Source organism: Enterococcus sp. AMC1623 (genome assembly GCF_058216495.1).
This window is the reverse complement of the sequence record NZ_CM177096.1, coordinates 2547011-2572183: the sequence shown is the minus strand read 5'-3', so window position 1 is coordinate 2572183 and position 25173 is coordinate 2547011. Positions and strand designations below refer to the sequence as shown.

General features: G+C 36.7%; 24 protein-coding genes and 1 pseudogene. 8 read left to right on the top strand and 17 right to left on the bottom strand.

Translation table 11 applies throughout. The features are described from left to right. Positions 1-158: 158 nt before the first annotated feature. Both AC4BC7_RS12370 and AC4BC7_RS12365 read left to right on the top strand, forming a co-directional pair. Positions 159-476 (top strand): cupin domain-containing protein, encoded by a 318-nt coding sequence (locus tag AC4BC7_RS12370; protein WP_207941951.1) that lies wholly within the window; start codon positions 159-161, stop codon positions 474-476. A gap of 10 nt (positions 477-486) precedes the next feature. Continuing rightward, positions 487-2106, top strand: coding sequence for a peptide ABC transporter substrate-binding protein (locus AC4BC7_RS12365; RefSeq protein WP_490502999.1), 1620 nt, complete (start codon positions 487-489; stop codon positions 2104-2106). Between the two features lie 403 nt (positions 2107-2509). Here the strand turns inward: AC4BC7_RS12365 and AC4BC7_RS12360 are convergent, their stop codons facing one another. From AC4BC7_RS12360 to treP, 13 genes are all read right to left on the bottom strand, one after another. Further along, complete coding sequence (locus AC4BC7_RS12360) at positions 2510-2689, bottom strand: hypothetical protein (protein ID WP_207941949.1); 180 nt, start codon at positions 2687-2689, stop codon at positions 2510-2512. A gap of 502 nt (positions 2690-3191) precedes the next feature. Continuing rightward, positions 3192-4046, bottom strand: coding sequence for a histidine phosphatase family protein (locus AC4BC7_RS12355; protein WP_207941948.1), 855 nt, complete (start codon positions 4044-4046; stop codon positions 3192-3194). 341 nt (positions 4047-4387) lie between these two features. Beyond that, a complete protein-coding gene (locus AC4BC7_RS12350; RefSeq protein WP_207941947.1) occupies positions 4388-5368 on the bottom strand; it encodes a ribose-phosphate diphosphokinase in 981 nt (326 codons plus the stop codon). Positions 5369-5481: 113 nt separating this feature from the next. Further along, positions 5482-6855, bottom strand: a complete 1374-nt coding sequence (glmU, locus tag AC4BC7_RS12345) for a bifunctional UDP-N-acetylglucosamine diphosphorylase/glucosamine-1-phosphate N-acetyltransferase GlmU (RefSeq protein WP_207941946.1) — start codon at positions 6853-6855, stop codon at positions 5482-5484. Positions 6856-6946: 91 nt separating this feature from the next. Beyond that, positions 6947-7348, bottom strand: a complete 402-nt coding sequence (ndk, locus tag AC4BC7_RS12340) for a nucleoside-diphosphate kinase (protein ID WP_207941945.1) — start codon at positions 7346-7348, stop codon at positions 6947-6949. 203 nt (positions 7349-7551) lie between these two features. Then, positions 7552-8373: a pur operon repressor gene (gene purR / locus AC4BC7_RS12335; protein WP_207941944.1), complete on the bottom strand. Its 822-nt coding sequence runs from the start codon at positions 8371-8373 to the stop codon at positions 7552-7554. Positions 8374-8525: 152 nt separating this feature from the next. Continuing rightward, positions 8526-9359: a metal ABC transporter permease gene (locus AC4BC7_RS12330; protein ID WP_207941943.1), complete on the bottom strand. Its 834-nt coding sequence runs from the start codon at positions 9357-9359 to the stop codon at positions 8526-8528. Beyond that, entirely contained in the window at positions 9332-10012 is a 681-nt protein-coding gene (locus AC4BC7_RS12325; RefSeq protein WP_207941942.1) for an ATP-binding cassette domain-containing protein, read from the bottom strand. The genes AC4BC7_RS12330 and AC4BC7_RS12325 overlap by 28 nt, the downstream gene beginning before the upstream one ends. A gap of 12 nt (positions 10013-10024) precedes the next feature. Beyond that, positions 10025-10948, bottom strand: coding sequence for a metal ABC transporter substrate-binding protein (locus tag AC4BC7_RS12320; RefSeq protein ID WP_490502998.1), 924 nt, complete (start codon positions 10946-10948; stop codon positions 10025-10027). Between the two features lie 161 nt (positions 10949-11109). Next, positions 11110-11961 (bottom strand): 4-(cytidine 5'-diphospho)-2-C-methyl-D-erythritol kinase, encoded by an 852-nt coding sequence (gene ispE, locus AC4BC7_RS12315; RefSeq protein WP_207941940.1) that lies wholly within the window; start codon positions 11959-11961, stop codon positions 11110-11112. 284 nt (positions 11962-12245) lie between these two features. Beyond that, entirely contained in the window at positions 12246-12833 is a 588-nt protein-coding gene (locus tag AC4BC7_RS12310; RefSeq protein WP_490502997.1) for a pentapeptide repeat-containing protein, read from the bottom strand. A 9-nt stretch (positions 12834-12842) separates the two neighbouring features. Further along, positions 12843-13646 (bottom strand): Cof-type HAD-IIB family hydrolase, encoded by an 804-nt coding sequence (locus AC4BC7_RS12305; RefSeq protein ID WP_207941938.1) that lies wholly within the window; start codon positions 13644-13646, stop codon positions 12843-12845. Between the two features lie 256 nt (positions 13647-13902). Continuing rightward, positions 13903-15936, bottom strand: coding sequence for a PTS system trehalose-specific EIIBC component (gene treP / locus AC4BC7_RS12300; protein WP_207941937.1), 2034 nt, complete (start codon positions 15934-15936; stop codon positions 13903-13905). Between the two features lie 294 nt (positions 15937-16230). Here treP and AC4BC7_RS12295 point away from each other — a divergent pair, with 294 nt between their 5' ends. The 3 genes from AC4BC7_RS12295 to treR are packed head-to-tail and all read left to right on the top strand — an operon-like array spanning position 16231 to position 20273. Continuing rightward, positions 16231-18837 carry a glycoside hydrolase family 65 protein gene (locus tag AC4BC7_RS12295; RefSeq protein WP_207941936.1) on the top strand — a complete coding sequence of 869 codons (2607 nt, stop codon included), beginning with the start codon at positions 16231-16233 and terminating at the stop codon, positions 18835-18837. 15 nt (positions 18838-18852) lie between these two features. Then, positions 18853-19503 (top strand): beta-phosphoglucomutase, encoded by a 651-nt coding sequence (gene pgmB, locus AC4BC7_RS12290; protein ID WP_207941935.1) that lies wholly within the window; start codon positions 18853-18855, stop codon positions 19501-19503. A gap of 53 nt (positions 19504-19556) precedes the next feature. After that, complete coding sequence (gene treR, locus AC4BC7_RS12285) at positions 19557-20273, top strand: trehalose operon repressor (protein ID WP_207941934.1); 717 nt, start codon at positions 19557-19559, stop codon at positions 20271-20273. A gap of 115 nt (positions 20274-20388) precedes the next feature. Here the strand turns inward: treR and AC4BC7_RS12280 are convergent. Next, positions 20389-20934: pseudogene (locus tag AC4BC7_RS12280) on the bottom strand (transposase); the annotation flags it as partial. A gap of 318 nt (positions 20935-21252) precedes the next feature. Between AC4BC7_RS12280 and AC4BC7_RS12275 the strand changes: the two are divergent. The 3 genes from AC4BC7_RS12275 (at position 21253) to AC4BC7_RS12265 (ending at position 22347) form a co-directional block, all read left to right on the top strand. Next, a complete protein-coding gene (locus AC4BC7_RS12275) occupies positions 21253-21459 on the top strand; it encodes a hypothetical protein (RefSeq protein WP_207941933.1) in 207 nt (68 codons plus the stop codon). Positions 21460-21528: 69 nt separating this feature from the next. Next, entirely contained in the window at positions 21529-22053 is a 525-nt protein-coding gene (locus AC4BC7_RS12270) for a hypothetical protein (RefSeq protein WP_490502996.1), read from the top strand. Positions 22054-22161: 108 nt separating this feature from the next. After that, positions 22162-22347: a hypothetical protein gene (locus AC4BC7_RS12265; protein ID WP_490502995.1), complete on the top strand. Its 186-nt coding sequence runs from the start codon at positions 22162-22164 to the stop codon at positions 22345-22347. Between the two features lie 798 nt (positions 22348-23145). Here AC4BC7_RS12265 and AC4BC7_RS12260 read toward each other — a convergent pair. The 3 genes from AC4BC7_RS12260 to AC4BC7_RS12250 all read right to left on the bottom strand — a co-directional run bounded on the left by AC4BC7_RS12260 (position 23146) and on the right by AC4BC7_RS12250 (position 25132). After that, positions 23146-23421 (bottom strand): hypothetical protein, encoded by a 276-nt coding sequence (locus tag AC4BC7_RS12260; protein WP_207941931.1) that lies wholly within the window; start codon positions 23419-23421, stop codon positions 23146-23148. A gap of 138 nt (positions 23422-23559) precedes the next feature. Beyond that, a complete protein-coding gene (locus tag AC4BC7_RS12255) occupies positions 23560-23901 on the bottom strand; it encodes a P-II family nitrogen regulator (RefSeq protein ID WP_207941930.1) in 342 nt (113 codons plus the stop codon). Positions 23902-23914: 13 nt separating this feature from the next. Then, on the bottom strand, positions 23915-25132 hold the full coding sequence (locus AC4BC7_RS12250; protein WP_207941929.1) for an ammonium transporter: 1218 nt from the start codon (positions 25130-25132) through the stop codon (positions 23915-23917). Between the last annotated feature and the right edge of the window lie 41 nt (positions 25133-25173).

Sequence of the window (25173 nt, the reverse complement as noted above, 5' to 3'; positions counted from 1 at the left end):
CTATTTAATTTTAACTACAGCAAAAGCATAGCATAGTTTTTAGGTATTGAAAACCTTAATGCAATTTTTTTCTCTTTTAATCCGTTAAAAACTTTTGAACGATTGACATTGTAACGGTTTCAAGTATTATTAGGTGTAATAAAGAGAGGAGCGCTGCTATGATTATTAAACCAACTCTGGCTGAAAAGATGACTATCTTTTTTGACCAAAAGAACCAACCCAATGAGCGTGTCACGATGGGCTTAATTACGCTACAACCCGGTGAAAAAAGTCCAGCAGAAGGTTTTGCTCGCCACGACCAAGATGAATATTCGTACGTCATCTCTGGCACGGCACATACAATCTTGGAGGATGGACAAGATTTACTTGGCAAACCAGGTGATGCGCAATTAATTGAAAAAGGCGAAGGTCACATCAATTATAATGACGGCGATGAACCCGCAGTAGTTGTCTGGATGTTAGTCGACCGTAACTAGGAGGAATAAAATGAATAAAAAGGGAATTTGGTTAGGTGCCCTTGCTGCTTTCGCACTAGTAGGATGTTCAACAGGCGCACCAAAAGAAGAAGAAGCAACACCAATTAATTTGATGTCTGCATCAGAATTAACAACGTTAGATACCTCTAATATGTTAGATTTTCCAGATGCAATTACTCACACAGCAGCTTTTGAAGGTTTATACGCGTTAGATGAAAATGATGACGTCATTCCTGCCGTAGCGAAAGAATTGCCTGAAATTTCTGAAGATGGTAAAACTTATACGATTACTTTACGAGACGATGCTGTTTGGAGTAATGATGAACCAGTAACTGCATATGACTTTGAAGCTGCTTGGAAAAAAATGATTGATCCAAAAAATGCTTTGATTTATAGCTTTTTATTAATTGATACGGTTGAAAATGCGGCAGCGATTTCAGTAGGTGAAAAAGAAGTGGATGAACTAGGGGTAAAAGCTTTGGACGACCAAACTTTGGAAGTTCATTTAAGTGAAGCCAAACCTTATTTTACGTCATTGCTCACTTTTCCAACATTCTTCCCACAAAATCAAACAGCATTAAAAGAATTTGGAGATAATTATGGGAAAGATAGTGAAAGTGTGGTTTATAACGGACCCTTCATCGTCGAAAACTGGAAACAATCTGAAACAAGTTGGGATTTAGTGAAGAACGACAAGTATTGGGACAAAGCCAATGTCAAAGCCGAAAATATCCATTATGATGTCATCAAAGAAGCTTCAACTGCTTTGAATTTATTCAATGATGGTCAATTAGATGTCGCTACCTTAACAGGTGAGTTGGCAAAACAAAATTTAAACAATGAAGACTTCCATTCCTATCCAACTGCAACGATGAACTATATCCGCATGAATCAAGTTCGCGGAGGCAAAGATACCCCACTTAAAAATATTAATTTACGTAAAGCGCTTGCGTTAGGTATCGACAAAGAAACCTTAGTGAACAATGTCATGGCAGATGGTTCAAAACCTCTGTATGGTGCAGTAACAGAAGGATTTGTTAGCAATCCAACCACCGGTGTTGATTTCCGTGAAGAAGCGGGCGATTTGATGGAATACAACAAAGACGAAGCCTTGAAGTATTGGGAAGAAGCCAAAGCCGAATTAGGCGATGACATCACACTTGAATTAATGGTTACGGATGACGGTGGTTACAAAAAAATGGGAGAAAGTATTCAATATAGTCTCCAAGAAACATTCCCTGGTTTAACTGTCGAATTAAAAGCTTTACCAACTGAAACAGCCTTGAACTTAGGACGAGACAGCGATTACGATTTATTCTTGATTTATTGGACACCAGATTATAAAGATCCAATTTCAACATTAAAGACCCTATATTCTGGCAATGACCGTAACTACTCAAACCCAGCCTATGATCAATTACTTGACGATGCCTCGATCAAATACGCGAACGATTTAGAAAAACGTTGGGAAACATTGATAGCAGCTGAAAAAGAAGTCATTGAAACAAACCCAGGCATGATTATTATCAGCCAAAATCAACAATCTGTGTTACAAAATGACGCAATTGAAGGCTTAAACTATCATACCTTTGCCGCACCATTAACGTTGAAAAATATTTATAAGAAATAAAAAGCAGTGAGATGCTATATGACGTATTTGTAGTGAACGGTTTTAAACGATGACGTCATCACTCTTTTTAATAACAATAATCCGAACGATACAAAGAGATTCTAACAGCTCTCATTTTGTATCGTTCGGATATTTTTTTATTTTATTTGTCTTTCTTCCTATTACAATATCATACAGTAACAATTGTTTCGTAGTATCTTCAGCATTTGATTCTACAAACTGAATATATTTATAGACTACTTTCTCCTTATACGACTATCTAACTAAATTGTAACTAATTTTTGTTTGGCAATTGGATTTAAACTATTCCAAACACCATTAACAGTTTGCCCTGTTTCTTTTTTACAGATTTAGGATTACTATAATACGAACATCTATCTTCCGTAATAGTTATCATCATATATTAATCATTATCAAGATAAAAAAATAAAAAAATGCCAATCATGAAACCCAAAATATCGCTGCCATTTTCTTTTATTAAATAAATGAAAGACCAATTGCCATCTATTCCGTTTGAAATTAACTGTGCCATCAAATAAAAAATATACAGGATAAATATGTTTTTTTTCTTCTTATAGCTCATAAAACAACTCCTTTTACTTAGAAAAGACCATTTAGTTTTTAGTAAGTTTATGCACTGAATTTCGTCGTATTCTTTCGTTACAAAAATAATTTTTTCTTCACTCGATAGTGCAACCATCATCCTATTTGGATTATAATTAAAGGACCCATCCTTTAAACTTACATGTCCTATTTTTTACGTACGCTTATATATTTTCATTATAGTAACATAAATTTTTAAACAAAAATCGTTTTTGCCCAAACGTCAAGAATTTATGCTTGAACGTCCTATTTTTAAGAAAACAAATAAAAAACACTCCTCTTGTACTTGCCAAACTTTCACCTGTAGTAAGAATAAATACGTGCCGTTTTTGAATTATTTTAACATTGTCTATCAATTTTACTTTTAATGATTCTAGTGACTCTATTCTTTAATTGGTTAAAATCTTCGGATGCAACTACGTTTTGAAACGCAAAAAAAGAGGCCTTTTGACCAGCCTCTTCGTTCTCATTCTTATTTATATCTATTTTGCTGCCGCTTCGCCTGCTTCAGCGTAGCTCATATCATTAACAGATTCTAGTGTATATTCGCCATCTTTGTATTTGATGATATTCACACTAGCATTTTTCAATCCACCTTCTGGTACTTCAAAATCTTCAAACAACGTATCCAATAAAGCAGAAATACTTAAACCATGAGATGTAATTAAGATATTTCCTGTACCTGGATTCTTAGCTTCTTCATCAACAATTGCATCTAATCCTTCTGTTAGACGATCGGTAATTGTTTGGTAATCTTCCGCAGGCCAATTGATACCTTCTTCAATACCTTCTTTTTTCATGTGTTCTTTATCTAATTTAGCCACACTATCAGCAAATTCTGCTGGATCCAAATTCGCCAAAAATTCTTCTAGAGTTACGCCACGATCATCAGCAATATCTTGCCACATAGTATGATTTAAATCACCTTCATAAGTGCCAAAATTGAACTCACGTAAACGGCGATCTGTGTGAACTTCTAAATGATCAGATGCTGTATTTTCATCCATAATCAAGTTTGCTGTTTGAACTGCACGACCACTGTCACTGCTGTAAACTGCTTGGAAATCAACATCTTTCAAACCAATACCTGCTGCGGTAACAACTTCTTCACCTGCTGGCGTTAACACTGCATCTGACCATCCTTGAACACGGTCTGTCGTATTTAACATTGTTTTTCCATGACGGACAACATATAATGTTAGCTCATCAGCAACTTCATCTTTCACAGTTGTCGACTCAGCAACCGTTTCGCTTGTAGTGGTACCACCACTTTGACAACCTGTTAACACTAATCCAAATGAAAACAATACACCTGCAGCAACCAATAATTTCTTCATATTCTTCTTCCTCCTAGTTTTCCCCAGATTAAAAATATTTTTCCAAAACAACAAAAAAAGCCCATAACTGTCCCTTGTAGCTTGGATGCAGTTATAGGTTATGCTCTTTACAGATAACATTCCTAATCAAATTTTATGTACATTTTCGTTTGACGAAAACCTACAATGAAAAGGCTATCATAATTTTTATTGACTGTCAAACACATTTTTGAAAAGGGTTGCATTTTTTTGTTTTTGATAAAAATAGCTTTATAGAAAGTAAAATACCCAAACTATATAGAGCCAATGCTCGATAGTTTGGGTATTTCTATTTTATTTCAACTTATATTGTCAGTCGATATTTATTTGATAAACGCTTCTTTTGATTCAAATAATGGGCTGACTGGTTTGTTCTCATGGATACGTTTGATTGCTTCTGCCATTAAGTTGCCAACGCTAATTTCGTCAATCTTATCAATTTTGCGTTCTTCTGGTAAATTAATTGAATCAGTTACAACTAAACGTTCAATTGCTGATGCTTCAATACGTTCTAAGGCTGGACCAGACAAGACTGGATGTGTACAAGACGCATACACACTTTTGGCACCAGCTTGTTTCAACGCATTGGCTGCTAAAGTAATTGTTCCTGCTGTGTCAATAATGTCATCAATTAATACACAAATTTTGCCTTCAACATGACCAATGATATTCATCACTTCTGCAACATTCGCGCGTGGACGGCGTTTGTCAATAATAGCAATTGGTGCTTTTAAGAATTCTGCTAATTTACGAGCACGTGTCACACCACCATGGTCTGGTGATACAACTACGACATCATCGCCTTGAATATTATTTTCTAAGAAATAATTTGCAATTAATGGTGCACCCATTAAATGGTCCACTGGAATATCAAAGAATCCTTGAATTTGTGATGCATGCAAGTCTAGTGTTACCATACGGTTTGCACCGGCTTTTTCGATCATATTTGCCACTAATTTTGCTGTAATTGGTTCGCGAGAGCGTGCTTTACGGTCTTGACGAGCATAACCATAATAAGGCATGACAACGTTAATTGTTTTTGCACTAGCACGTTTTAAGGCATCAATCATGATTAATAACTCCATTAAGTTATCATTTACAGGGTTGCTTGTTGATTGAATGATGTATACATGCGCACCACGAATACTTTCTTCGATGTTGACTTGGATTTCACCATCACTGAATTGTTTGACTGAACATTTACCTAGTTCTACACCTACTGCAGCAGCGATTTTTTCGGCTAATGGACGATTAGAGTTTAGCGCAAAAATCTTTAATTTTGGATCAGAATATTGATTCGACATGAGAACCTCCACTTTCTATACATTCGACTAGTAAAAAGACTACAATCTACTAGAATCATCTTCCTAGTAAATAGTAGTCATTTTTTACAAATAAATCAAGACTTTCGGCTAACTTATTGCATATAAGGGAAATTTTTTGCGTAATCTTCTTTAATTACTTGGCGTGCACGTGCAATGGCTAACGCATGTTCTGGTACATCTTCTGTGATTGTTGAACCTGCCGCAATACAACTATTGGCTGCCACATTGACTGGTGCAATAATGTTAGCACCTGAACCAATGAAGCTATGGTCACCAATAACCGTTTGATATTTGTTTTTGCCATCATAGTTCACGAAAACAACGCCACAGCCAACATTGATGTCTTTGCCTAATGTCGCATCGCCAACATACGTCAAGTGGCCTACTTTGGTGCCTTCACCAACAGTGGCGTTTTTCACTTCGACAAAGTTACCGATATGCGCATCTGCCATGATTTCGGCTTTTGGACGTAAATGCGCATACGGGCCCACATCTGCTCCGGAATGAACCGTGCTTTCTTCGACTACTGATGATTTGACCACTACATTGTCCCCAATGATACTGTCAATGATTTGTGATTGTGCGGTAATCACACAGTTTTCACCAATGACTGTATTGCCTTTTAAGTACACACCTGGTTCAATGACCGTTTCTGCACCAATTTCAATGCCTGCATCGATATATGTCGCTGCTGGATCAACAAAAGTCACACCATTCAACATATGTTGATGATTGATCCGCGTACGCATAATACGATTGGCTTCTGCGAGTGCTACACGATCATTCACCCCTAATGATTCGTCAAAATCTTGGGTTTGATACGCAGCTACATTTTTGCCTTCGTCTTTTAAAATTTCAATAATATCGGTTAAATAATATTCACCTTGCGCATTATCGGTGTTTAATTTTGTTAAGGCATCGAATAATAATTCGTTATCAAAACAATACGTCCCAGTATTGATTTCTTTGACTTGTGCTTCTTCTGGAGTCGCATCTTTTTGTTCCACAATACGGTCCACAATGCCCACATGGTCCCGCAAAATCCGACCATACCCTGTTGGATTTTCTGCATGAGCAGTTAAAATGGTCGCAGACGCACCTTTTCCTTGATGGTATTCAAATAAATTGTCCAAGGTTTCTGACGTTAATAATGGCGTATCGCCACTAATGACTAACGTGGTGCCTTTTTTACCTTTTAAGAAATCTGCCGCTTGCATGACTGCGTGTCCTGTCCCTAATTGTTCTGCTTGTAAGGCATATTGACTACGCTCGCCCAATTGCGATTGAACTTTATCTGCTCCGTGACCAACAATTGTCACGATTTCTGTTGGTTTCGTTTCTTCCACACGATTAATAATATGTTCCACCATTGGTTTGCCGCATACAGGGTGTAACACTTTATATAAAGTTGATTTCATACGAGTGCCTTTTCCTGCGGCCAAAATAATTGCGTAACGTGTATCCACGTAACTCACTCCATTCGATTTTTGCTTTTTTAAGTGTAGCCCAATTATGGGAACTTTTCAACTATATCGGTGCATTTACAGCTAGACCAATTTATTTCCCAAAGAAGCGGGCAATTTCAATTTGTGCAGCTTCTGGTGAATCTGAAGCATGAACTAAATTACGGGTTTGATTCACGCCGTAATCACCACGAATCGTGCCAATGTCTGCTTGTAATGGATCGGTTGCGCCAATCAGTCTTCGCACACGGGTCACCGCTTGCTCTCCTTCTAAAATAAGTAACAAAACTGGTCCCTCTGTCATATATGCGACTAACTTCGGAAAAAACGGCTGATTAATGAGATGACTATAATGTTCGTTTAAAACAGTCTCTTTCAATATCGTCATAGTGACTGCTTTCATTTTTAGGTTCGCAGCTTCAAATCGTTGAATAATTGAACCAACTAACTGACGTTCTACGCCATCGGGTTTGATAATTACAAGTGTTTGTTCCATAATGTCATGCTCCTTCGCTTAGTATTAGCTCTAGTTTACAAAAAGCCTCTCATTATGTAAACGTATTCTTCTTATCTCAACTTACTGAACCTATCAAATATTACTATGTCCCACGTTTTCTACTCTTTTTTTATCTTATTAGCTTCATCGTCACACTGTTCAAAAAAACTGAGTTCCAACACGGCATGTTGGAACTCAGTTTTTTATTCTTCATCAAAATAATTTCCAGGTACTACAGAAATTGTTTTGGTTTGCGTATTTACATCTTCGACAAATAATAACGAATTGTATTCTTTTACCGCGCGTTCTCCACGGAATTTCGCCTCAGCAAACACGGTTACTCCAACTAACTCAGCTTCGAATTCTTCAATCAATCCTTGCATTCCGTTAATTGTTCCACCGCCTTTCATAAAGTCATCCACGACTAAAACACGTGAACCTCGTTTTAGACTGCGTTTCGATAACTCCATTTTTTCGATGCGTTCAGACGAACCAGATACGTAATTGACACTTACAGTCGAACCTTCTGTAATTTTTGAATCACGACGCACAATTACAAACGGAACGTTCAAATAATAGGAAACTGCTTGAGCAATTGGAACACCTTTTGTTGCAACGGTCATCACAGCATCAATTTTTTCTCCTAAATATTTAGAGGCAATAATTCGCCCGACTTGGCGTAATAATTCTGGTTCTCCCAATAAATCAGATAAATAAACATAACCACCTGGAAGCAGACGGTCTTGTTCTGACAAACGTTCAGATAAGGCAACAACATATTCTCTGGCTTCTTCTTTAGAAATCATAGGTACAAAAATAACGCCGCCTGCTGCACCAGGAATGGTATCTAGCAGTCCTGTTCCTCTTTCTCTAAATGTTTTTTTAATGATGGCTAAATCTTCACTAATTGACGACTTCGCTGACTCATAACGTTTCGCAAAAAAAGTCAATGAAATCAATTCATGAGGATGATCCAATAAATAATGGGTCATATCAATTAATCGTTCACTACGACGAACCTTCACACACTTCAACTCCTTTTCTAAATTGTTTCTCCTTATTATAAAGCTTTTCACAGATTTTTTCGAGTATTTTCTTGTTTATTTAAAAAAATGTTCGTACTTTATTAACAGTAAATAAAAAAAGTGCAAGAAATTTTCGTTTCTCACACTTTTTGTTAATTTTTTGCTTGTTTTTTCCGTTGAATCATAATAATCAGACGACGAATAAGATTCACAACTAAAAAGAAGGCAATGAAAACCAGGGTAATCGTTGCTCCTGGTGGGGTTGATAGATAATAAGAACTCGTTAAACCAGTCATCATTCCCACTAATCCAATAATCACACTAATCAAAATCACCATATTAAAGCTCTTTCCTAAACGCATACTAATAGCTGCAGGTAAGACCATAATAGCTGAAATAAGTAATGCACCCGCAATCGGAATCATCACAGCAATCGCAACACCCGTTAACACATTAAACATCATTGACATCCAATGAACAGGTAAACCATCGACATGCGCTGTATCTTCATCAAAGGTTAAGACATACATTGGTTTTTTAAACAATAAAAATAACACTGTAGTAATTACAAATAAGATACCTAAGAAGACCACTTGATCTGAAGTAATCGTGACAATCGAACCAAACAGATAGGATTGTATACTTGTCGATGAGTTACCACCACTCAGGTTCATCAAGACTAAAGCTAAAGCTAAACCACCCGACATTAAAATAGCAATCGAAATTTCTGAATAACTTCGATACATCATACGCAGATATTCAAGCAAAATCGCAGCTAAAATAACAACTAACATCGTAGTAATCGTTGGATTTAAATTTAAAAAGAAACCCAATGCTACACCAGCTAAAGAGACATGCGACAAAGTATCTGCCATCAGTGATTGACGACGAATAACTAAAAATACGCCTAGCATTGGAGCAATCCCAGCAATAAAAATAGCGGCTAAAAAGGCCCTTCTCATGAATTCATATGAAAGCATCTCCATTGAGAATCCTCCTTTCGTACTAAGCGAATTTGGCGATCAGCATAGTTTTTAATATCTTCATGATCATGAGTAATCATCAAAATCGCTTTTCCATGTTGATGCGCACTGTGACGCAACAAACGATAAAAATTATTACGTGACTCTTCATCCATTCCTGTGGTTGGTTCGTCTAAAATAAATAAATCTGGATCCGTCGCAAAAATACGTGCCAAACTAATACGTTGTTTTTGCCCACCGGATAATTCACCAATTCGTTTGTGGCGCATTTCCCACATTCCCACAGCTTCTAACGCTTTTTGCACATGGTCATGGTCGCGTTGCGTTAATTTTTTGAACCAACGATTTTTCGGATAACGTCCAGAACGGACTAATTCCAAAACTGTACTAGGAAAACCAACATTAAATGAGGCGATTTGTTGCGGAATATACCCCACACTTAGACGTTTGCCTTCTGTATTTTTTTTGGCAATCGTCACTTGACCTTTTGCTGGTTTTAACAATCCTAATGTTGAGCGAACTAGTGTCGATTTGGCTGCACCATTTTCACCTGTTAAAATAACAAATTCACCTGCATCTACATGATAATTCACGCCTTCTAAAACCGGCTCATCATCATAGTAAAATGTTAAATCTTTTACTTCTATATAATGCACACGTGCGCCTCCTTATTGAATACTTGCTTTTAATGCGTCCAGATTGTCACGCATCACACTGATATAATCTTCGCCTGCTTTTAGTTGTTCATTTGTTAAACTTTCCAATGGATTTAACACTTCCAATGAAATACCTGTTTCTTGAGCTAAGGTTTCTGCAACTTTTGAAGAAGCATTTTCCTCAAAATAAATAACTTTGACATTATGTTCTTCTACGTAATGTTTTAATTCTGCTAAACGGCTAGGACTTGGTTCTTCGTCTGGAGAGATACCAGCAATTGATTCTTGCGTTAATCCATATTGTTTTGCTAAATAAGCAAAAGCTGCGTGTTGAGTCACGAACGTTTTGTTTTTTGCATCTTTGAAAGCCGTTTGGAATTCTTGATCTAACGCATTTAGTTCTTCTAAATACGCTGCCGCATTTTTTTCAAAAGTTGCTTTTTTCTCTGGGAATTTTTCAATTAATGCATCGCGAATCGTTTCAACTTCTTTCATTGCTAATACTGGATCCACCCAAACATGTGGGTCATGTTCATGGTGATGTTCTTCGGTTTCATGGTCATGGTCGTCTTCTGCGCCGGCTTCCATTAAATCAATTTGACCAGCCGCTTCGATAAAGGTTGTTTGTTGTGTATCAACACTTTCACCTAAACGTTCCACCCATGTTTCCAAGTCTTCACTATTGTAGACAAGAGCATCCGCTTCTGAAATTTTAGCAATATCTTTGGCACTTGGCTCGTAATCATGTGCTTCGGTACCAGCAGGAATTAATAATTCCACTTCACCTTCATCGCCAACGACCTGCTTACTAAATTCATACATGGGATAAAAAGTTGTCATAATTTTTAATTCATCAGTTGTTTCTTGACTTTGTCCACACGCACCTAACAGAAAGCTACCAATTAAAAATATGCTTGTTAAAAGGATTTTTTTCATTTTTTTACGATCCTCACTTTTTCTTTGAATAAACAAATCGTAAAGTTTACGATTTGATGACAGGGAATAATGTATCAAACAGCGGGCATTTCGTCAAGGAAAAGGCGAGCAAATAAAAAACGAAGCCTTCTTATCAAAGAAGGTTCGCTTTTTTTCTAGCATCATTTTAAGGTGCGTACAAGATACACTTCGTCACAAAAGCCTTTTAGACCGTTAACAATGCGCTGTGCACGCGAATATTTCTTGCATAAAGCAAAGACGGTTGGACCACTACCACTCATCAAGGCTGCATCAGCGCCATATTTTAGCATACGGTCTTTAATTTGCTGAATCACGGGATGTTTCGGAATCGTCACATCTTCTAAACTATTGCCCATATGCGCTAACATCATCTCATAATCTTGGTTTAAAATTGCTTCAGATAATTGATGCATGTCGGGATGAGACAGTTGTTCCAGTTCGACTTGTTGGAAAATTTTACGCGTAGATACACTGATACGTGGTTTAACTAACACCACCCAACATTGGGGCATCGGAATCAATGGTCTAACAATTTCTCCTTTACCTGCAATAAACGAAGTCGTGCCGTACAAACAATAAGGAACATCTGTACCAACTTCTACGCCCATCGACACTAACTCATCCATAGATAAGTCGAGTTGCCATAAACGATTCATTCCTCTTAAAGCCGCCGCACAGTCGGTACTGCCACCACCTAAGCCAGCAGCTACTGGAATATGTTTATCAATAGAAATTTTAATACCTTCTTGAATCCCGTAGCGTTCTTTTAAAATTGCCGCTGCTTGATAGACATTATTACGTTTATCAATCGGCAAAAATGCTTTATTTGTCTCCACAATGATTTTATTTTCAGGGAGCGTTTCAAATGTTAAACGATCCGCTAAATCTACACTAGACATGACCATCTCAAGTTCGTGATATCCATCTTCTCTTTTACGCAGAATATCTAAGCCCAAATTGATTTTTGCGGGTGCTTTCTCTATAATTTCCATATTTCCACCTACTCGAAAATAGTCGTGTTGTATTCTATCATAGCAAATTTCACTTGTATAGGCACTGAGAAACTTTTATTTCTAGAAATATTTTTAATAGATTGTAATTAAACCTAGTTCTATCAAGCTATTTTAACTAAAAAAGAGGTCGTAACGTAAAAAAATAGCCGAACTATATAGAGTGAATGACGCACATTCTAATGAATTTGCGACCAGGTTCTGCTGGCAAGCTCTAATATAATTCGGATATCTCTCGGTTAAATAGGCTTATACAATCCCCTGCCCTATCGAATTTTCACACCCATCATCGCCATCATCTGTACTGCTTGATATTGAGAAATGACCGCACCCTTCATTAGTTGTGGTGAGAAATAGAGTGTCTCAAACTCACTAGTTGAAAAATCAACTTGTGCTAACTTCGTCTCGGAAAAATCTGCTTGATTCATTTCACATTGATCAAAAAGCAATTTTTTCTTAATTGTTACCTGTTGAAAAAAGGCTTCTCTTAAAGAAACTTGCTCAAATACATTTTTCTCCATCACAGAATCGCTAAAATTGAGATAATCGCCACGTGAGTCAATAATTCGAGTTTCTTTCCAACGATTAGTTGAGAAATTTGTTCCTAAAAGTTGACAATGGTTAAATGAACAACGATAAAAGACACTATCTGAAAAATCTTGATTTGAAAACACACTATTTTTAAACGTGCAGTCTAACCACTCACTGTATGTAAAGCGTTGTTTTTCAAACTCACAGCAATCAAATACTATATCAGAAAATGAGATACCCTTTCCAGATGGTAGCAAACGACAATTTCGGTATGTCTCGCCGGCTTCTAGTTGATCAATCGTTAACGTTTGATTTTCAATCATCTACTTCTCCTATTGTGATAAAAAGTCTTCAAGCACCTGTAAAACGCCACTTTCATTATTCGAAGGTGCGATAAATTTAGCCGTTTGTAAAACTGCTGGAGCCCCATTGGCCATCGCATAACTGTGTCCTACATACGCCAACATTTCTAAATCATTATGGCCATCGCCAAATGCCATCATATCTTGTGGGTCGATTTGCCAATAGTCAGCTAAAAATTTTAAGCCATTCGCCTTATGATAATGGGGCAAAATAATATCGACGCTCCCATGACCACTGGAAACAGCCTGTGCTTTGTCTGGAAATGCCGCCGAAATCGCTCGTGCAATTTCTTCTGTTTGTGCAGTTGGCACTCCTAAGGCAAATTTTACGTATTTTTCTTTTTCAAAATCTAACGCTAATAAATCATCAACTTTCTCTAACGCATGACAATAAAATGCCACAAATTGCTGAAATTCTGCGGGCAGATGGCGTTCCATATACGCACTTTGAATACTATTTAATACCATATTGACTTCGGGATAATTTTCTCGTAAAAAATGAATCATCGAGATCAGTGTTTCTTTTTCAAAATGACTTTCGCGAATCAACTCATTTTGGTCGTAAATCAACACACCATTTTCTGCCACAAAGGTCAATTCTTGACTCTCTGGAAAAAAAGAAGTCAATTGTGCGTACTGATTCCCACTAGCAACCACAAATTTAATCTGGCGTTGCTTTAGTTCGGCTAAAATTTTTTCAAAACGTCCTCGGTCATACGTCTTATCGGCCGTTAAAAATGTCCCATCCATGTCAACTGCAACTAATTGAACCATAAGCGCCTCCTTAAAGTTATTACTCAAACCATAGCATAGATGTCAGTGACAAGACAAGATAAAAAAAATAGATTTTAATCTTGAACGAGATTATTCAATAAATAAAAATTTACCATGTTGGCCCCTAGATATTGTTAAAATTTATTAACCAAATAAAATGCATTTGTTTTCTATCCTTCTTGTAACAACAAAATATGCTAGAAAATCTTTGAGTTAAAGATTTTCTAGCATATTTGTTATTGTTATGAAATTTTGTTTAGCTTAAAATTTCGGCTCTACCAATCGGTGTTTTAGCAGTAGCTTCACCTAACGTTACAGTTAGACCAGCAACACGATCTGCATTCGTAATGACGGTTACAATATCGGTTGCTTTTCCAGCAGCTATTACTGCTTCCAAATCCATTTCCGCTAATTCAGTTTCAGACGTAACATTGTCACCGGCTTTGACCTTAACAGTAAATGGTGCACCTTTTAATTCAACTGTATCCAAGCCCATGTGTACAAGTACTTCCGCACCTGCTGGGGTTAAAATTCCAATTGCATGTTGCGTATCAAAAACACTCGTAATTGTTCCAGTAACTGGAGAAAAGACATGTATATCGGTTGGTTGGATTGCAAAGCCATCGCCCATCATTTTTTGAGCAAATACAGGATCATTCACTTCGCTAATTCCGATTACTGTTCCATTAACTGTAGCAAATAATTCTTCTGTTACCACTTCATTTGATGCAGTTGTTTCTGGTGTTGCTTCTACTGCAACCGGTACGTCTACTGCGTCACCTGCTGCAACAGCTTGTTCACCAACACGATCGATTTTGTTGAACCATCCACGTTGACGGAATACAATCGTTAAGATAAATGGCACGACAATCGCAATAGCCATCGCAATCGTAAAGGCGAACCAACCACCACCGATATTTCCGTTAATAGCTAAGATACCTGGTAAACCACCAACCCCAATTGCATTGGCACGAACGCCCATGATATTACTGAACATTCCAGCAATACCTGAACCAATCATCGCTGCGACAAAAGGATACACATATTTTAAGTTAATCCCGAACATCGCAGGCTCAGTAACGCCTAACCATGAAGAAATCCCTGATGGTAATGAAATTTCTTTTTCTTTTGTATCTGTACGGTGCAAGAACAATACCGCAAATACTGCTGCACCTTGTGCGATATTTGATAAAGCAATCATTGGCCACAAGTTCGTTGTACCAAAATCAGCAATTAATTGTGCGTCAATCGCAAGCGTTGTATGGTGCAATCCAGTAATAACTAATGGTGCATAAACTGCTCCAAAGATAGCACTAAACAACCATGAAATCGGTGATTCTAATCCAGCGTTTACGACATAAGAAATTCCTGTACCAATCTTCCATCCAATCGGACCTAAAATAGTATGAGCGAAGAAAATGGCTGGCAATAAGGAGAAAAGTGGGACAAAAATCATTGAAATAGCTTCAGGAATTCTCGGTCTAAAGAATTTCTCCAAATAAACCAGAGTAAATCCGGCTAGCATCGCTGGAATAACTTGCGCTTGGTATCCAATCATATTGACATGAGCAAAACCAAAGTCCCAGAATGGAATATCTGCTGCCGCTGTACTATTCACAGCGTAAGCATTTAGCAATTGTGGTGAGACTAACGTAATCCCTAGGACAATCCCTAGAATTTGAGTAGTTCCCATTTTACGAGTAATACTCCAGGTAATTCCTACTGGTAAGAAGTGGAAAATGGCTTCCCCTGGTAACCATAAGAAACTATTTACGCCTGACCAAAATTGTGAGACATCAACAATTGTCTGATAAATAGGTGTACCGTCCACATTGGTTGCGGCTACACCGTCAACAATTTTTTGACCAAGTGCTGCAATTTGTACACCTTCTAATAAATTACGAAAACCTAAAATCAAACCTCCGACAATAATAGCTGGTAATAATGGTGTAAAAATTTCGGCTAAAACAGCAATCGCTCGTTGTAACGGATTTTGATTTTGTTTTGCCAAAGCCTTTCCTTGTTCTTTTGAAACGCCTTCAATTCCTGAAATTGCTGAAAAATCATTGTAAAATGTTGAGACATCGTTTCCAATGATTACTTGGAATTGTCCAGCATTCGTAAACATACCCTTAACACTTGGTATCTCCTCGATTGCTTTTTCATTCGCTTTTGCTGGATCATTTAAAACAAAACGCATCCGTGTTGCACAGTGTGTTACTGCTGCAATGTTTTCTTTTCCTCCAACAAATTCAAGCAATTTCTCGGCATCAGCTTGATATTTTCCCATTGTTATATCCTCCTAACACTTGATTTGTATATACATGTGTACTTACAAACTAATCATAACTTGTGACTCTTTATAATGCAAGCGTTTTATTATTTTTTCGCAAAAAAATTTTATTAAAATCGTTGAAAACGTTGATATACCAACTTTAAAAACAAATATTTTCATTCATAAAATTTATATTTTTAAACCTTTTTCCCATTTTCATAAATAAAAAACAAATAAACTCGTTGTAAAAGCTTTCATTTTCCGTTATACTTTGGTTGCATGTATAGACAAGTAGAAAGGGGAAATAAAATGAAAATAGATGTACAAGCTACAAAATGGACGGTTACTTTAGCAAATGACACAACAATTGGCTTAGAGGGAGATATTACAGACCGTATCAAGCAATTAACTGAAATAATCAGCAAACATGAGGTCACTCAAGGTTCAATTAACAAAGAAGAAATCGTTAAAATCGATGGACAAATCGTTGAATTAGCTCAATATTTAACTGAAAAAACCAACCGTCCATTTGTTGTAGGAGCAATTGACAATGCCACAAATATTCCATGGGAGGTTGTTTATCACGGCTATATACCAGGAAAAGATGAATATTCTGTTGAATCATTATTAACAGTCGGCAATGGTTTTTTAGGTTTACGTGGAACCACACCAGAAATGGAAATTGCGGATGAAAACTATCCAGCACTTTATTTAGCAAGCTTATACAACACTGCTGCTTCGCAAGTCGCTGATCGTACCATTTACAATGAAGATTTCGTTAATGCACCCAATCTACAAAAAATCTTTCTAATCGTAAATGATGAACGGGTAGACATTGCTAATAACCAAGTGCTTTCAATGAAACGTCGCTTAGATTTAAAAACTGGTTTATTTGAATCTTGGACTACGGTTCAATTGACGGATGGGAAAGAATTAGCCATTCATACGAAAAAAATTGCCAGCATGGCAAATGTGCACCAATTTAACCTTTCTTATACCTTTACACCGTTGAATTTTTCTGGAGATATTACAGTGGTATCAGAAGCAGATGGTGCCGTTTATAACTATAATGTTGCCCGCTACCGTAGCTTGTCACGTGAACATTTAGAAGTAACCAAGCGACAAACAAATCACAATTATGTGGCATTAACAGCCAAAACAAACACATCAAATATCACAATTGCCCAACAAGCTAAATTATATTATGACGAAACGTTAGCCGAATTAACAACCGAAGAAACGGATACCAAAATTAGTCAAACATTAACCCTTCAAGCACAAGAAGGAACGGCTTATACCTTTGAAAAAACCGTTCTTGTCGACCAATATCGCGAACATGAAGACATCCCAACGATCGATTTTTCTGCTGATTTTCCTACTTTTGAAGAAAGTTATCAAGCATCAGCTGCAGCTTGGAAAGCTTTGTGGGCGACCGCTGGCATTGAAATTGACGGCGATCTAATGTCACAAAAAATGTTAAACTTACACACGTTCCATTTATTAGCTTCAGCTTCACCAAATGGCAATAAGAATTTAGATGCCAGTGTGACAGCTCGTGGACTTCATGGAGAAGCCTATCGTGGACATATTTTCTGGGATGAATTATTTATTTTACCGTTTTATATTATTCATTTTCCTGAAACAGCCAAAGAATTATTGCTCTATCGTTACCGCCGTTTGGAAATGGCGAAAAAAGATGCGAAAAAAGCCGGATATGAAGGTGCTATGTTCCCTTGGCAATCTGGTTTAGATGGAACAGAACAATCACAAGAACTACATTTAAATCCAATCAGTGGTGAGTGGAAAGAAGATCATAGTCGTTTGCAACGTCATGTTTCCTTAGCGATTGCTTACAACGTATGGCAGTACTGGCACAATACGAATGATGTTGCATTTATGGAAAAATATGGTTTAGAGCTAATGTTGGAAATCGCTCAGTTCTGGCAAAGTGCCGCAACTTTCGATGAAACAACACAACGTTACTTTATCGACCGTGTGATGGGACCAGATGAGTTTCATGAAAGCTATCCAAATGCTGAAAAAGGCGGTTTGAAAAACAATGCCTATACAAATATGATGGTCGTGTGGTTATTTGAAGAAATTGAACGTCTTAACGAACAACTCTCATCAGAAATTGTCCAATCCATTCAAGCCAAAGCAGGGATTACACAACAACAAATAGAAAAAATGGCTGCCATGAAACATCAATTAGGTTTAGAAATTAACGAAGACGGGATTATCGCCCAATTCGAAGGGTATTTTGACTTAAAAGATTTAGATTGGGATCACTATAAAGAAAAATATGGCAATATTTACCGTATGGATCGCATCTTAAATGCAGAAGGCGAATCAGCAGACGCGTATAAAGTTGCTAAACAAGCGGACAGCTTAATGATTTTCTATAATTTCTCCAAAGAACAAGTGCGCTTAATTTTAGAAGATTTGAACTATCAATTGCCTAATGACTACGTAGAACGTAACTTAAATTATTACTTAGAACGTACGTCTCATGGTTCTACTCTTTCTCGTGTCGTTCATGCTCAATTAGCCGCAATGGTGGATGACCAAGATTTAGCTTGGAAACTTTATCAAGAAGCTCTATACTCAGACTATCGTGATATTCAAGGCGGTACTACTGCTGAAGGAATTCACGCGGGTGTAATGGCAGCAACCTTATTTATTCCATTAACAACCTTTGCTGGATTAGATATTCGCAAAGCTATGATTAGCTTTGAGCCAAATTTACCAGCAGCCTGGAATGCTATTACATTCAACTTAACTATTCGTGGCATTCATTTACACGTCACAGCTACAAAAACAGCTTTACAAGTTACTGCAGACCAAGCAACAACAATTGAAGTGAACGGTCAACCAATTGAATTAACAGCCAATAAACAAGCAACTATCAACTACTAAGGAGCATATTATAAGATGAAAAAAGGATTTGTATTTGATTTAGATGGTGTCATTACTGACACAGCCAAATTCCATTACTTAGCATGGAAAGATTTAGCTGATGAAATCGGCATTGAAATTGATTTAAAATTCAATGAACAATTAAAAGGCATTAGTCGTATGGATTCATTGGAACGTATTTTAGCTTATGGAAACAAAGCGGATGCTTACACAACAGAAGAAAAAGAAGCCTTAGCAGAAAAGAAAAATACACACTATGTTGAATTGTTACAAGACTTAACGCCAGACGATTTATTGCCAGGAGTCCAAGAATTTTTAAATGAAGCAAAAGCTCAAAACGTACCATGTGCCATTGCTTCAGCTTCTAAAAATGCGCCATTTATCTTAGAAAAATTAGGCGTTCAAGAGGCATTCGATGCAATTGTTGACCCTGCCACATTAACAAAAGGAAAGCCTGACCCAGAAATCTTTATCCGTGCAGCAGAAGCTATCAAGATTACCCCAGCTGAAGCAGTTGGCTTTGAAGATGCTCAAGCTGGTTTAGATGGCATCAAAGCAGCTGGCATGTATGCGGTGGGTGTATATTCTGGTGAAGAATTACACGGTGCTGATTTAATTGTCAATAAATTAACAGATGTTTCTGTTGCTGAATTATTACAAAAATAGTGGTTTGCTTTCCTAACTCCCTGTCGCTATAATGGATTGGAGGAGGGTGAGTGATGAATAAATTCAAAGAAATTTTTCTAGATTTAGAACAAAAAATATTAGCCAAAGAATATCCGCCCCATACACTGTTACCAAGTGAAAACCAACTGATTAAAATGTATAGTGTTTCTAGAGAAACTGTTCGTAAAGCCCTAAATTTATTACGTGATGCTGGTTATATCCAAAAAAAACAAGGCAAAGGTTCGATTGTCTTAGACTTAAATCGTTTTGATTTTCCAATTTCTGGACTAACCAGTTTTAAAGAATTACAAACAGCTCAGCAAATTCCCAGTGAAACCAGTGTGGTAGAGATTCGCAAAATTGCGGTCTCTCCTTCGTTACACGAGATTACCGATTGGCCTGTCGCAGCTGAAGCATGGCGCCTCATTCGTCAACGTCGAATTGATGGCGAGGTCGTGATTTTAGACAAAGACTATTTGATTGCTGATATCATCCCTGAGCTACCTGAAAACAAAGCGGAAAAATCAATTTATGATTACTTTGAAAATGATTTAGGCTTAGAGATTGCCTACGCACAAAAAGAAATTACAGTGGACCCTGTCAATAAAGAATTACGTGATTTGATGAATCTACATCCAGAAGATCAACACGTTGTTACTGTCCGTAGTTTAGTGTATTTAGAAGATACTCGTTGTTTTGAGTATACCGAATCGATTCATCGTTTAGACAAATTCCGCTTTGTAGATTTTGCGCGACGCCGAAAAGTATAAAAAAGTTCTCTGAGACTGTAAACAAATAGATTGAGAATCTCTCATTTAGAGATTTTCAGTCTATTTTTTTAAAATTGTCAAAAAAAAAAATAAAGATCTCTTACCCTTTTACTAACCACGTCGCCAATTTTTTCAGGTTCATGGCAGCAAACGTAAGCATCGTGTGTACGGCAACTTTTTCCAAGGATCGGTATTTTGTCCACCGCAAACCATGCTTTTCTTTCGCATCGGCAAAGACTCGTTCAATTGTTTCTTTGCGTCGCTTATATAAGTGTTTATTGGTTTCTGTATAGCGTAATTCCTCTGCCTGATCCAACGAATCTTGCCAGATATGACGAGTAATGATTTTTTGATGTTTTTGACTCCGTGTACATTTTTCTAATAACGGACAGTGTTTACAAATAGAGGGTTTTGATTTGTATTCTCGGTAGCCGTCACGTGAAATCGTTGAAAAGGACAACACTTGATTTTCTGGGCATAAATAACAATCAAAAAATTCATCATAAACAAAGTCATTTTTTCGAAAGAGTGGTTTATCTCCTCGAGGTCTTGTATATGGTAATACAGGGCGTAATCGATTAGATAACAAGTAACGAGCAATCGCTACTTGGCTATCATTTATATTTCCAAGAGTGACGATTGTTCCAAGATAATGGACGTTTATGAGTTGGAGATTGCTAGGCTAATCGATACTGAAATCAGTAATTTATAAAAAATATGACGTTCAAGCATGAATTTACGACGTTTAGAACAAAAGTGGTTTTTTATAAAAAATTAAATATATAATTAAGCCATATTAAATATAAGGAAATGAAAAAGAAGTTTTGGGTAAGTGTGGTTGCAACAATAATGTTTATTAGGAGTAATTTCTCCATCGTTTCAAACTATCGTATTAGCTAATGAAATCGAGGAAGAAAGAGAATTAGTAGAAGAATTTCCAGAAGGACAACAAACTTTTTATTCTGCTGAAGAATTAATTATGTATCAAGAAGAAATAGCAAGAAGTGAAGCTGCATTGAGGTTTTTAGAAAATAAATATGAAGATGTCTCGTTGGAAGATACTCTTAATGATTTAGATGATGCAGAAAATGTTGAAGAATACACGTTAACTTCTGAAGATGCAGCTTTAGTTATGAAGGTAGACAATGCTACAGGAGGTGATAGCAAATTTCCGTTGGATCCTTAAATTTTACGGTTCAGAAACATTTTGATTAAAAAGTATTAGACAAAAATTATTTTACGAGGAGGTTAAAATATGAAAAAGAGAAAAGTTGTTCAAGTTATACTTATTATCGTGTTGGTTGCCCAGATATGCTTTCCTATTTTTTCAAGTAGTAATGTAGGAGAAAAGGTTTTGGCGGATGCTCTAGCAAACGTGGAAGAGGGAATTCTCTCAGATACTTCTAAAATGACTGATGAAGAGTTAGTTTCTATGATTTCAGAAACGGAAACAAATAACCCAGAGTTAGTAGCGGTGCGTGAGGAAATAGCAGAAGTGTTTGATGAAAACACAGAGCTAGATATTCAAGTCCTGAACAATGAACAAATTGAAACATTTGAAAATTTAATTGAGGTAGTAGTTGATGACACTGCTTTCCCTACACAAGAAGATGCTCACGATGTCAAATCCGTCTTGATGGATTTTTTTAATTCAGAAAGCAATCTTTATAAAGATATAGAAGCAACTAGTGAAGAGATGATTGATCGAATTGATGAAAATCATTCCAGTATTTTTGACCCAATTAGTGGAGAGGATGTTTTTGCGGCTTCACGTGGATGATTGTCTGTTTGGGTGTTAAGCGTAGCTACTAATCTCGCAATTAATTTTGTCATTGGTGGCATAGGTGGTAGCCTTATGGGAGCAATAAGAAAGTATGGAGTAAATTGGGTGAGAAATACGTTCAAAAGTAGAGTAAAGGCGCGACTTACTAGAGCGGGATTGGGAATTGTTGCTGGATATTATGGCGTTGTTTGGGAATTCGTTATGGCCGCTTGGGATCCGGGTACAGCCTTTGCGAAATGGGTAGATAGAAGAGATAAGATTAGAAATAATGGATGGATTGAGTTATGGTAAGTAAAAAATGGAAAAAACAATTTCTTTTTAGTGGTATAACAGCTGGAATAGCTTATCTTATTTTTTATATAACTAAAATTAGTGGATCTCATCTTTTATTTGGGGTAGGAATACTTGTGAGTATTTTTTTGTATTGGATTGCATTTGTTAAGGATTGGAAATGAAAGATGTGAACTACTCACCACTTCAAGCATTAAGAACCAATAGGTTTAGCTAAGGGGTGAGTAGTTCACATATCTATTGAAGAATACTCCATTATAAACATATAAATCCATGATATAATCAACTTTGGCATTTAGTCTACTAACGCTTCTATAGGTTAGGGGGTGACATCTGCATGCTTGAAACTATTCTAACGTTGGTTATCGCCACCGAACCTGTTCCTAAAAAGACCAGAACGAACGTGCCAATAAATTCTGCGCAATATTTTCGCATAAAAATCACTCCTTTGTTATTCTATTTTACTGAAGTGTAGCATAGATCAAAAAATTAGTAAGCCTTGATAAATCAATGATTATAAGATGATTAATCGGACATTTTTTTCGTATAGTTGTATAAAGTCTGACGAAAAGGAAATAAAAGACTATAGACAAATAGATTGAGAATTATCTTATTCAGAGATTTTCAATCTATTTTTTTTAAATTAGCAACATGGTTAGATAAAGGCAGAAAGCCTTTTTCGCTATTTTTGAGTAAAAACAAAAATAAAATGTATAATCACTATTTTTTAGGATTATACATTCTATTTGTCTACAGTCTGAGTTCTAACGTTCAAATTGAACGTTAGAACTTTTTTGTTTATAACCCACCTAAACTTGCTAAATAGAAATCTAACATGTAATAACGATGGTCACTTTTTGAATAAATCGATTTTTTATCTTTTAATTGTTTAATTAATTGGTTTCGTTGTTCAGAAGTCACTTCTTCCCAATCATTTGCTTGCATACTGCAATAAAAACGAAATGGCAAAGCTTGCTCTACTTTGACTTCTAAAAAATCTTTCGGATACCCCGATGCCACATAATCCACATCCGTCATCAATTCACCAACATAATTTAAATATTTTTCAACCATAGTAAGAACCTCCTTGAACTTTTGTTATAACACAATAAATATTGTACTATAACAAAAGCGTTTTCACAAGACCTTTTGAGATTCAATTCAACAAAAAACAGCGCATATTCTACTAAATACACGCTGCTTGTTTTGTCATTAAATTGCGTTTTCTCCACGTTCTTTGGTACGAATACGAATAACTTCTTCTACATTATAGATGAAGATTTTTCCGTCGCCCACTTCACCAGTGTGACAAATCGCAATAATTTCATCAGTAATTGCTTCTACTTGCGTATCTTCCACTATTAACCAAATCGCAATTTTAGGCAATAATGTTGGAATCACTTTTTGTCCACGAACAAATTCTGCCACACCTTTTTGATTTCCGTGACCTAAAACTTGAGTGACTGTCATCCCGCTAATTTGAAAATCTTTATCTAAAGCAAGTTTTAATTCTTCTAATTTCTCTTGACGAATAATCGCTTCAATTTTTTTCATACGCGCACTCCTCCTAAGAATCTAAGCCCATAAATGTTGGGTAGGCTGTCTCATCGTGTTCTGTTTTATCCATACCTAATGCTTCTTCTTGTTCAGTTACACGGATTGGCATCACTAACTTAATAACAAATATAATGATGTAACTGATAATTCCTACATAAACGAGCGTAAACACAATACTTAAGATTTGTGAGATAAATAAAGACGTTTCTCCATAAATTAAACCACTATAACCACCTACTGCTGGATCAGCGAAGATTCCTGTTAAAATTCCTCCAATGATACCACCAACACCGTGACAGCCGAATGCATCTAAAGAGTCATCTAAACCTAAGCGATGTTTTAATTTTGAAATGAAATAATAACAAATCGGACTAGTAATGGCACCAATGATAAATGAAGACCATAGAGAAACAAAACCAGCACCCGGTGTAATTGCAACGAGACCAACAATCGCACCTGTACATGCTCCAACAATTGTTGGTTTACCAATCGTTAATTTTTCAACTAATATCCATGATAGCATCGCACTTGCAGCAGCCGTGTTAGTTGTTAATAACGCATGAACTGCCAAACCATCTGCAGCTAGAGCTGAACCGGCATTAAAACCAAACCAGCCAAACCATAACAAACCAGCGCCTAATACGATAAATGGAATATTGTGTGGACGGTATTCCGTTTGATGAAACTCACGACGTTTGCCAACGACAAGCGCTAATATCAACCCAGCAAACCCTGAACTGATATGCACGACATTTCCACCTGCAAAGTCAATTGAACCAATTTCATGTAAAAATCCGCCGCCCCATACCATATGAGCCATTGGATAGTAAATTAAAATCAACCAAAAAGCAATAAAAGTAAAAATTGCTGAAAAGCGCATACGACCGACAACTGAACCTGTAATAATCGCTGCGGCAATAATTGAAAACATCATTTGAAATGCTGCAAATAATGATTCGGGAATCCCACCTGCATCTTCAGCTGTGACGCCATTAAAGAACATTTTATCAAAATTTCCAACAAATGAGTTCTCTCCACTAAATGATAGTGAATAACCAATAATAATCCATAAGACGGATGCTAATCCGATTGTTGCGATGACCATCATCATCGTGTTTAAAATATTTTTTCTTCGTTCTAATCCTCCGTAGAAGAATGCTAATGCTGGCGTCATAAGAAAAACTAGTGCCGCACATAGCAAAATAAATGCAATATTTCCTGTATCCATAGTACCGCCTCCTTTTATGTTAGAAATCATAACATCACTTT

What these genes read in the sequence shown, in the direction of transcription:
- AC4BC7_RS12360 (WP_207941949.1), bottom strand. Translation starts at nt 2,689, where the DNA reads ATGAGCTATAAGAAGAAAAAAAACATATTTATCCTGTATATTTTTTAT.
- AC4BC7_RS12355 (WP_207941948.1), bottom strand. Translation starts at nt 4,046, where the DNA reads ATGAAGAAATTATTGGTTGCTGCAGGTGTATTGTTTTCATTTGGATTA.
- AC4BC7_RS12310 (WP_490502997.1), bottom strand. Translation starts at nt 12,833, where the DNA reads ATGATTGAAAATCAAACGTTAACGATTGATCAACTAGAAGCCGGCGAG.
- AC4BC7_RS12270 (WP_490502996.1), top strand. Translation starts at nt 21,529, where the DNA reads ATGAAAAAGAGAAAAGTTGTTCAAGTTATACTTATTATCGTGTTGGTT.
- AC4BC7_RS12250 (WP_207941929.1), bottom strand. Translation starts at nt 25,132, where the DNA reads ATGGATACAGGAAATATTGCATTTATTTTGCTATGTGCGGCACTAGTT.
- ndk (WP_207941945.1), bottom strand. Translation starts at nt 7,348, where the DNA reads ATGGAACAAACACTTGTAATTATCAAACCCGATGGCGTAGAACGTCAG.
- pgmB (WP_207941935.1), top strand. Translation starts at nt 18,853, where the DNA reads ATGAAAAAAGGATTTGTATTTGATTTAGATGGTGTCATTACTGACACA.
- AC4BC7_RS12370 (WP_207941951.1), top strand. Translation starts at nt 159, where the DNA reads ATGATTATTAAACCAACTCTGGCTGAAAAGATGACTATCTTTTTTGAC.
- treP (WP_207941937.1), bottom strand. Translation starts at nt 15,936, where the DNA reads ATGGGAAAATATCAAGCTGATGCCGAGAAATTGCTTGAATTTGTTGGA.
- AC4BC7_RS12330 (WP_207941943.1), bottom strand. Translation starts at nt 9,359, where the DNA reads ATGGAGATGCTTTCATATGAATTCATGAGAAGGGCCTTTTTAGCCGCT.
- ispE (WP_207941940.1), bottom strand. Translation starts at nt 11,961, where the DNA reads ATGGAAATTATAGAGAAAGCACCCGCAAAAATCAATTTGGGCTTAGAT.
- AC4BC7_RS12365 (WP_490502999.1), top strand. Translation starts at nt 487, where the DNA reads ATGAATAAAAAGGGAATTTGGTTAGGTGCCCTTGCTGCTTTCGCACTA.
- AC4BC7_RS12320 (WP_490502998.1), bottom strand. Translation starts at nt 10,948, where the DNA reads ATGAAAAAAATCCTTTTAACAAGCATATTTTTAATTGGTAGCTTTCTG.
- AC4BC7_RS12275 (WP_207941933.1), top strand. Translation starts at nt 21,253, where the DNA reads ATGTATCAAGAAGAAATAGCAAGAAGTGAAGCTGCATTGAGGTTTTTA.
- AC4BC7_RS12295 (WP_207941936.1), top strand. Translation starts at nt 16,231, where the DNA reads ATGAAAATAGATGTACAAGCTACAAAATGGACGGTTACTTTAGCAAAT.
- AC4BC7_RS12255 (WP_207941930.1), bottom strand. Translation starts at nt 23,901, where the DNA reads ATGAAAAAAATTGAAGCGATTATTCGTCAAGAGAAATTAGAAGAATTA.
- AC4BC7_RS12260 (WP_207941931.1), bottom strand. Translation starts at nt 23,421, where the DNA reads ATGGTTGAAAAATATTTAAATTATGTTGGTGAATTGATGACGGATGTG.
- AC4BC7_RS12305 (WP_207941938.1), bottom strand. Translation starts at nt 13,646, where the DNA reads ATGGTTCAATTAGTTGCAGTTGACATGGATGGGACATTTTTAACGGCC.
- AC4BC7_RS12350 (WP_207941947.1), bottom strand. Translation starts at nt 5,368, where the DNA reads ATGTCGAATCAATATTCTGATCCAAAATTAAAGATTTTTGCGCTAAAC.
- treR (WP_207941934.1), top strand. Translation starts at nt 19,557, where the DNA reads ATGAATAAATTCAAAGAAATTTTTCTAGATTTAGAACAAAAAATATTA.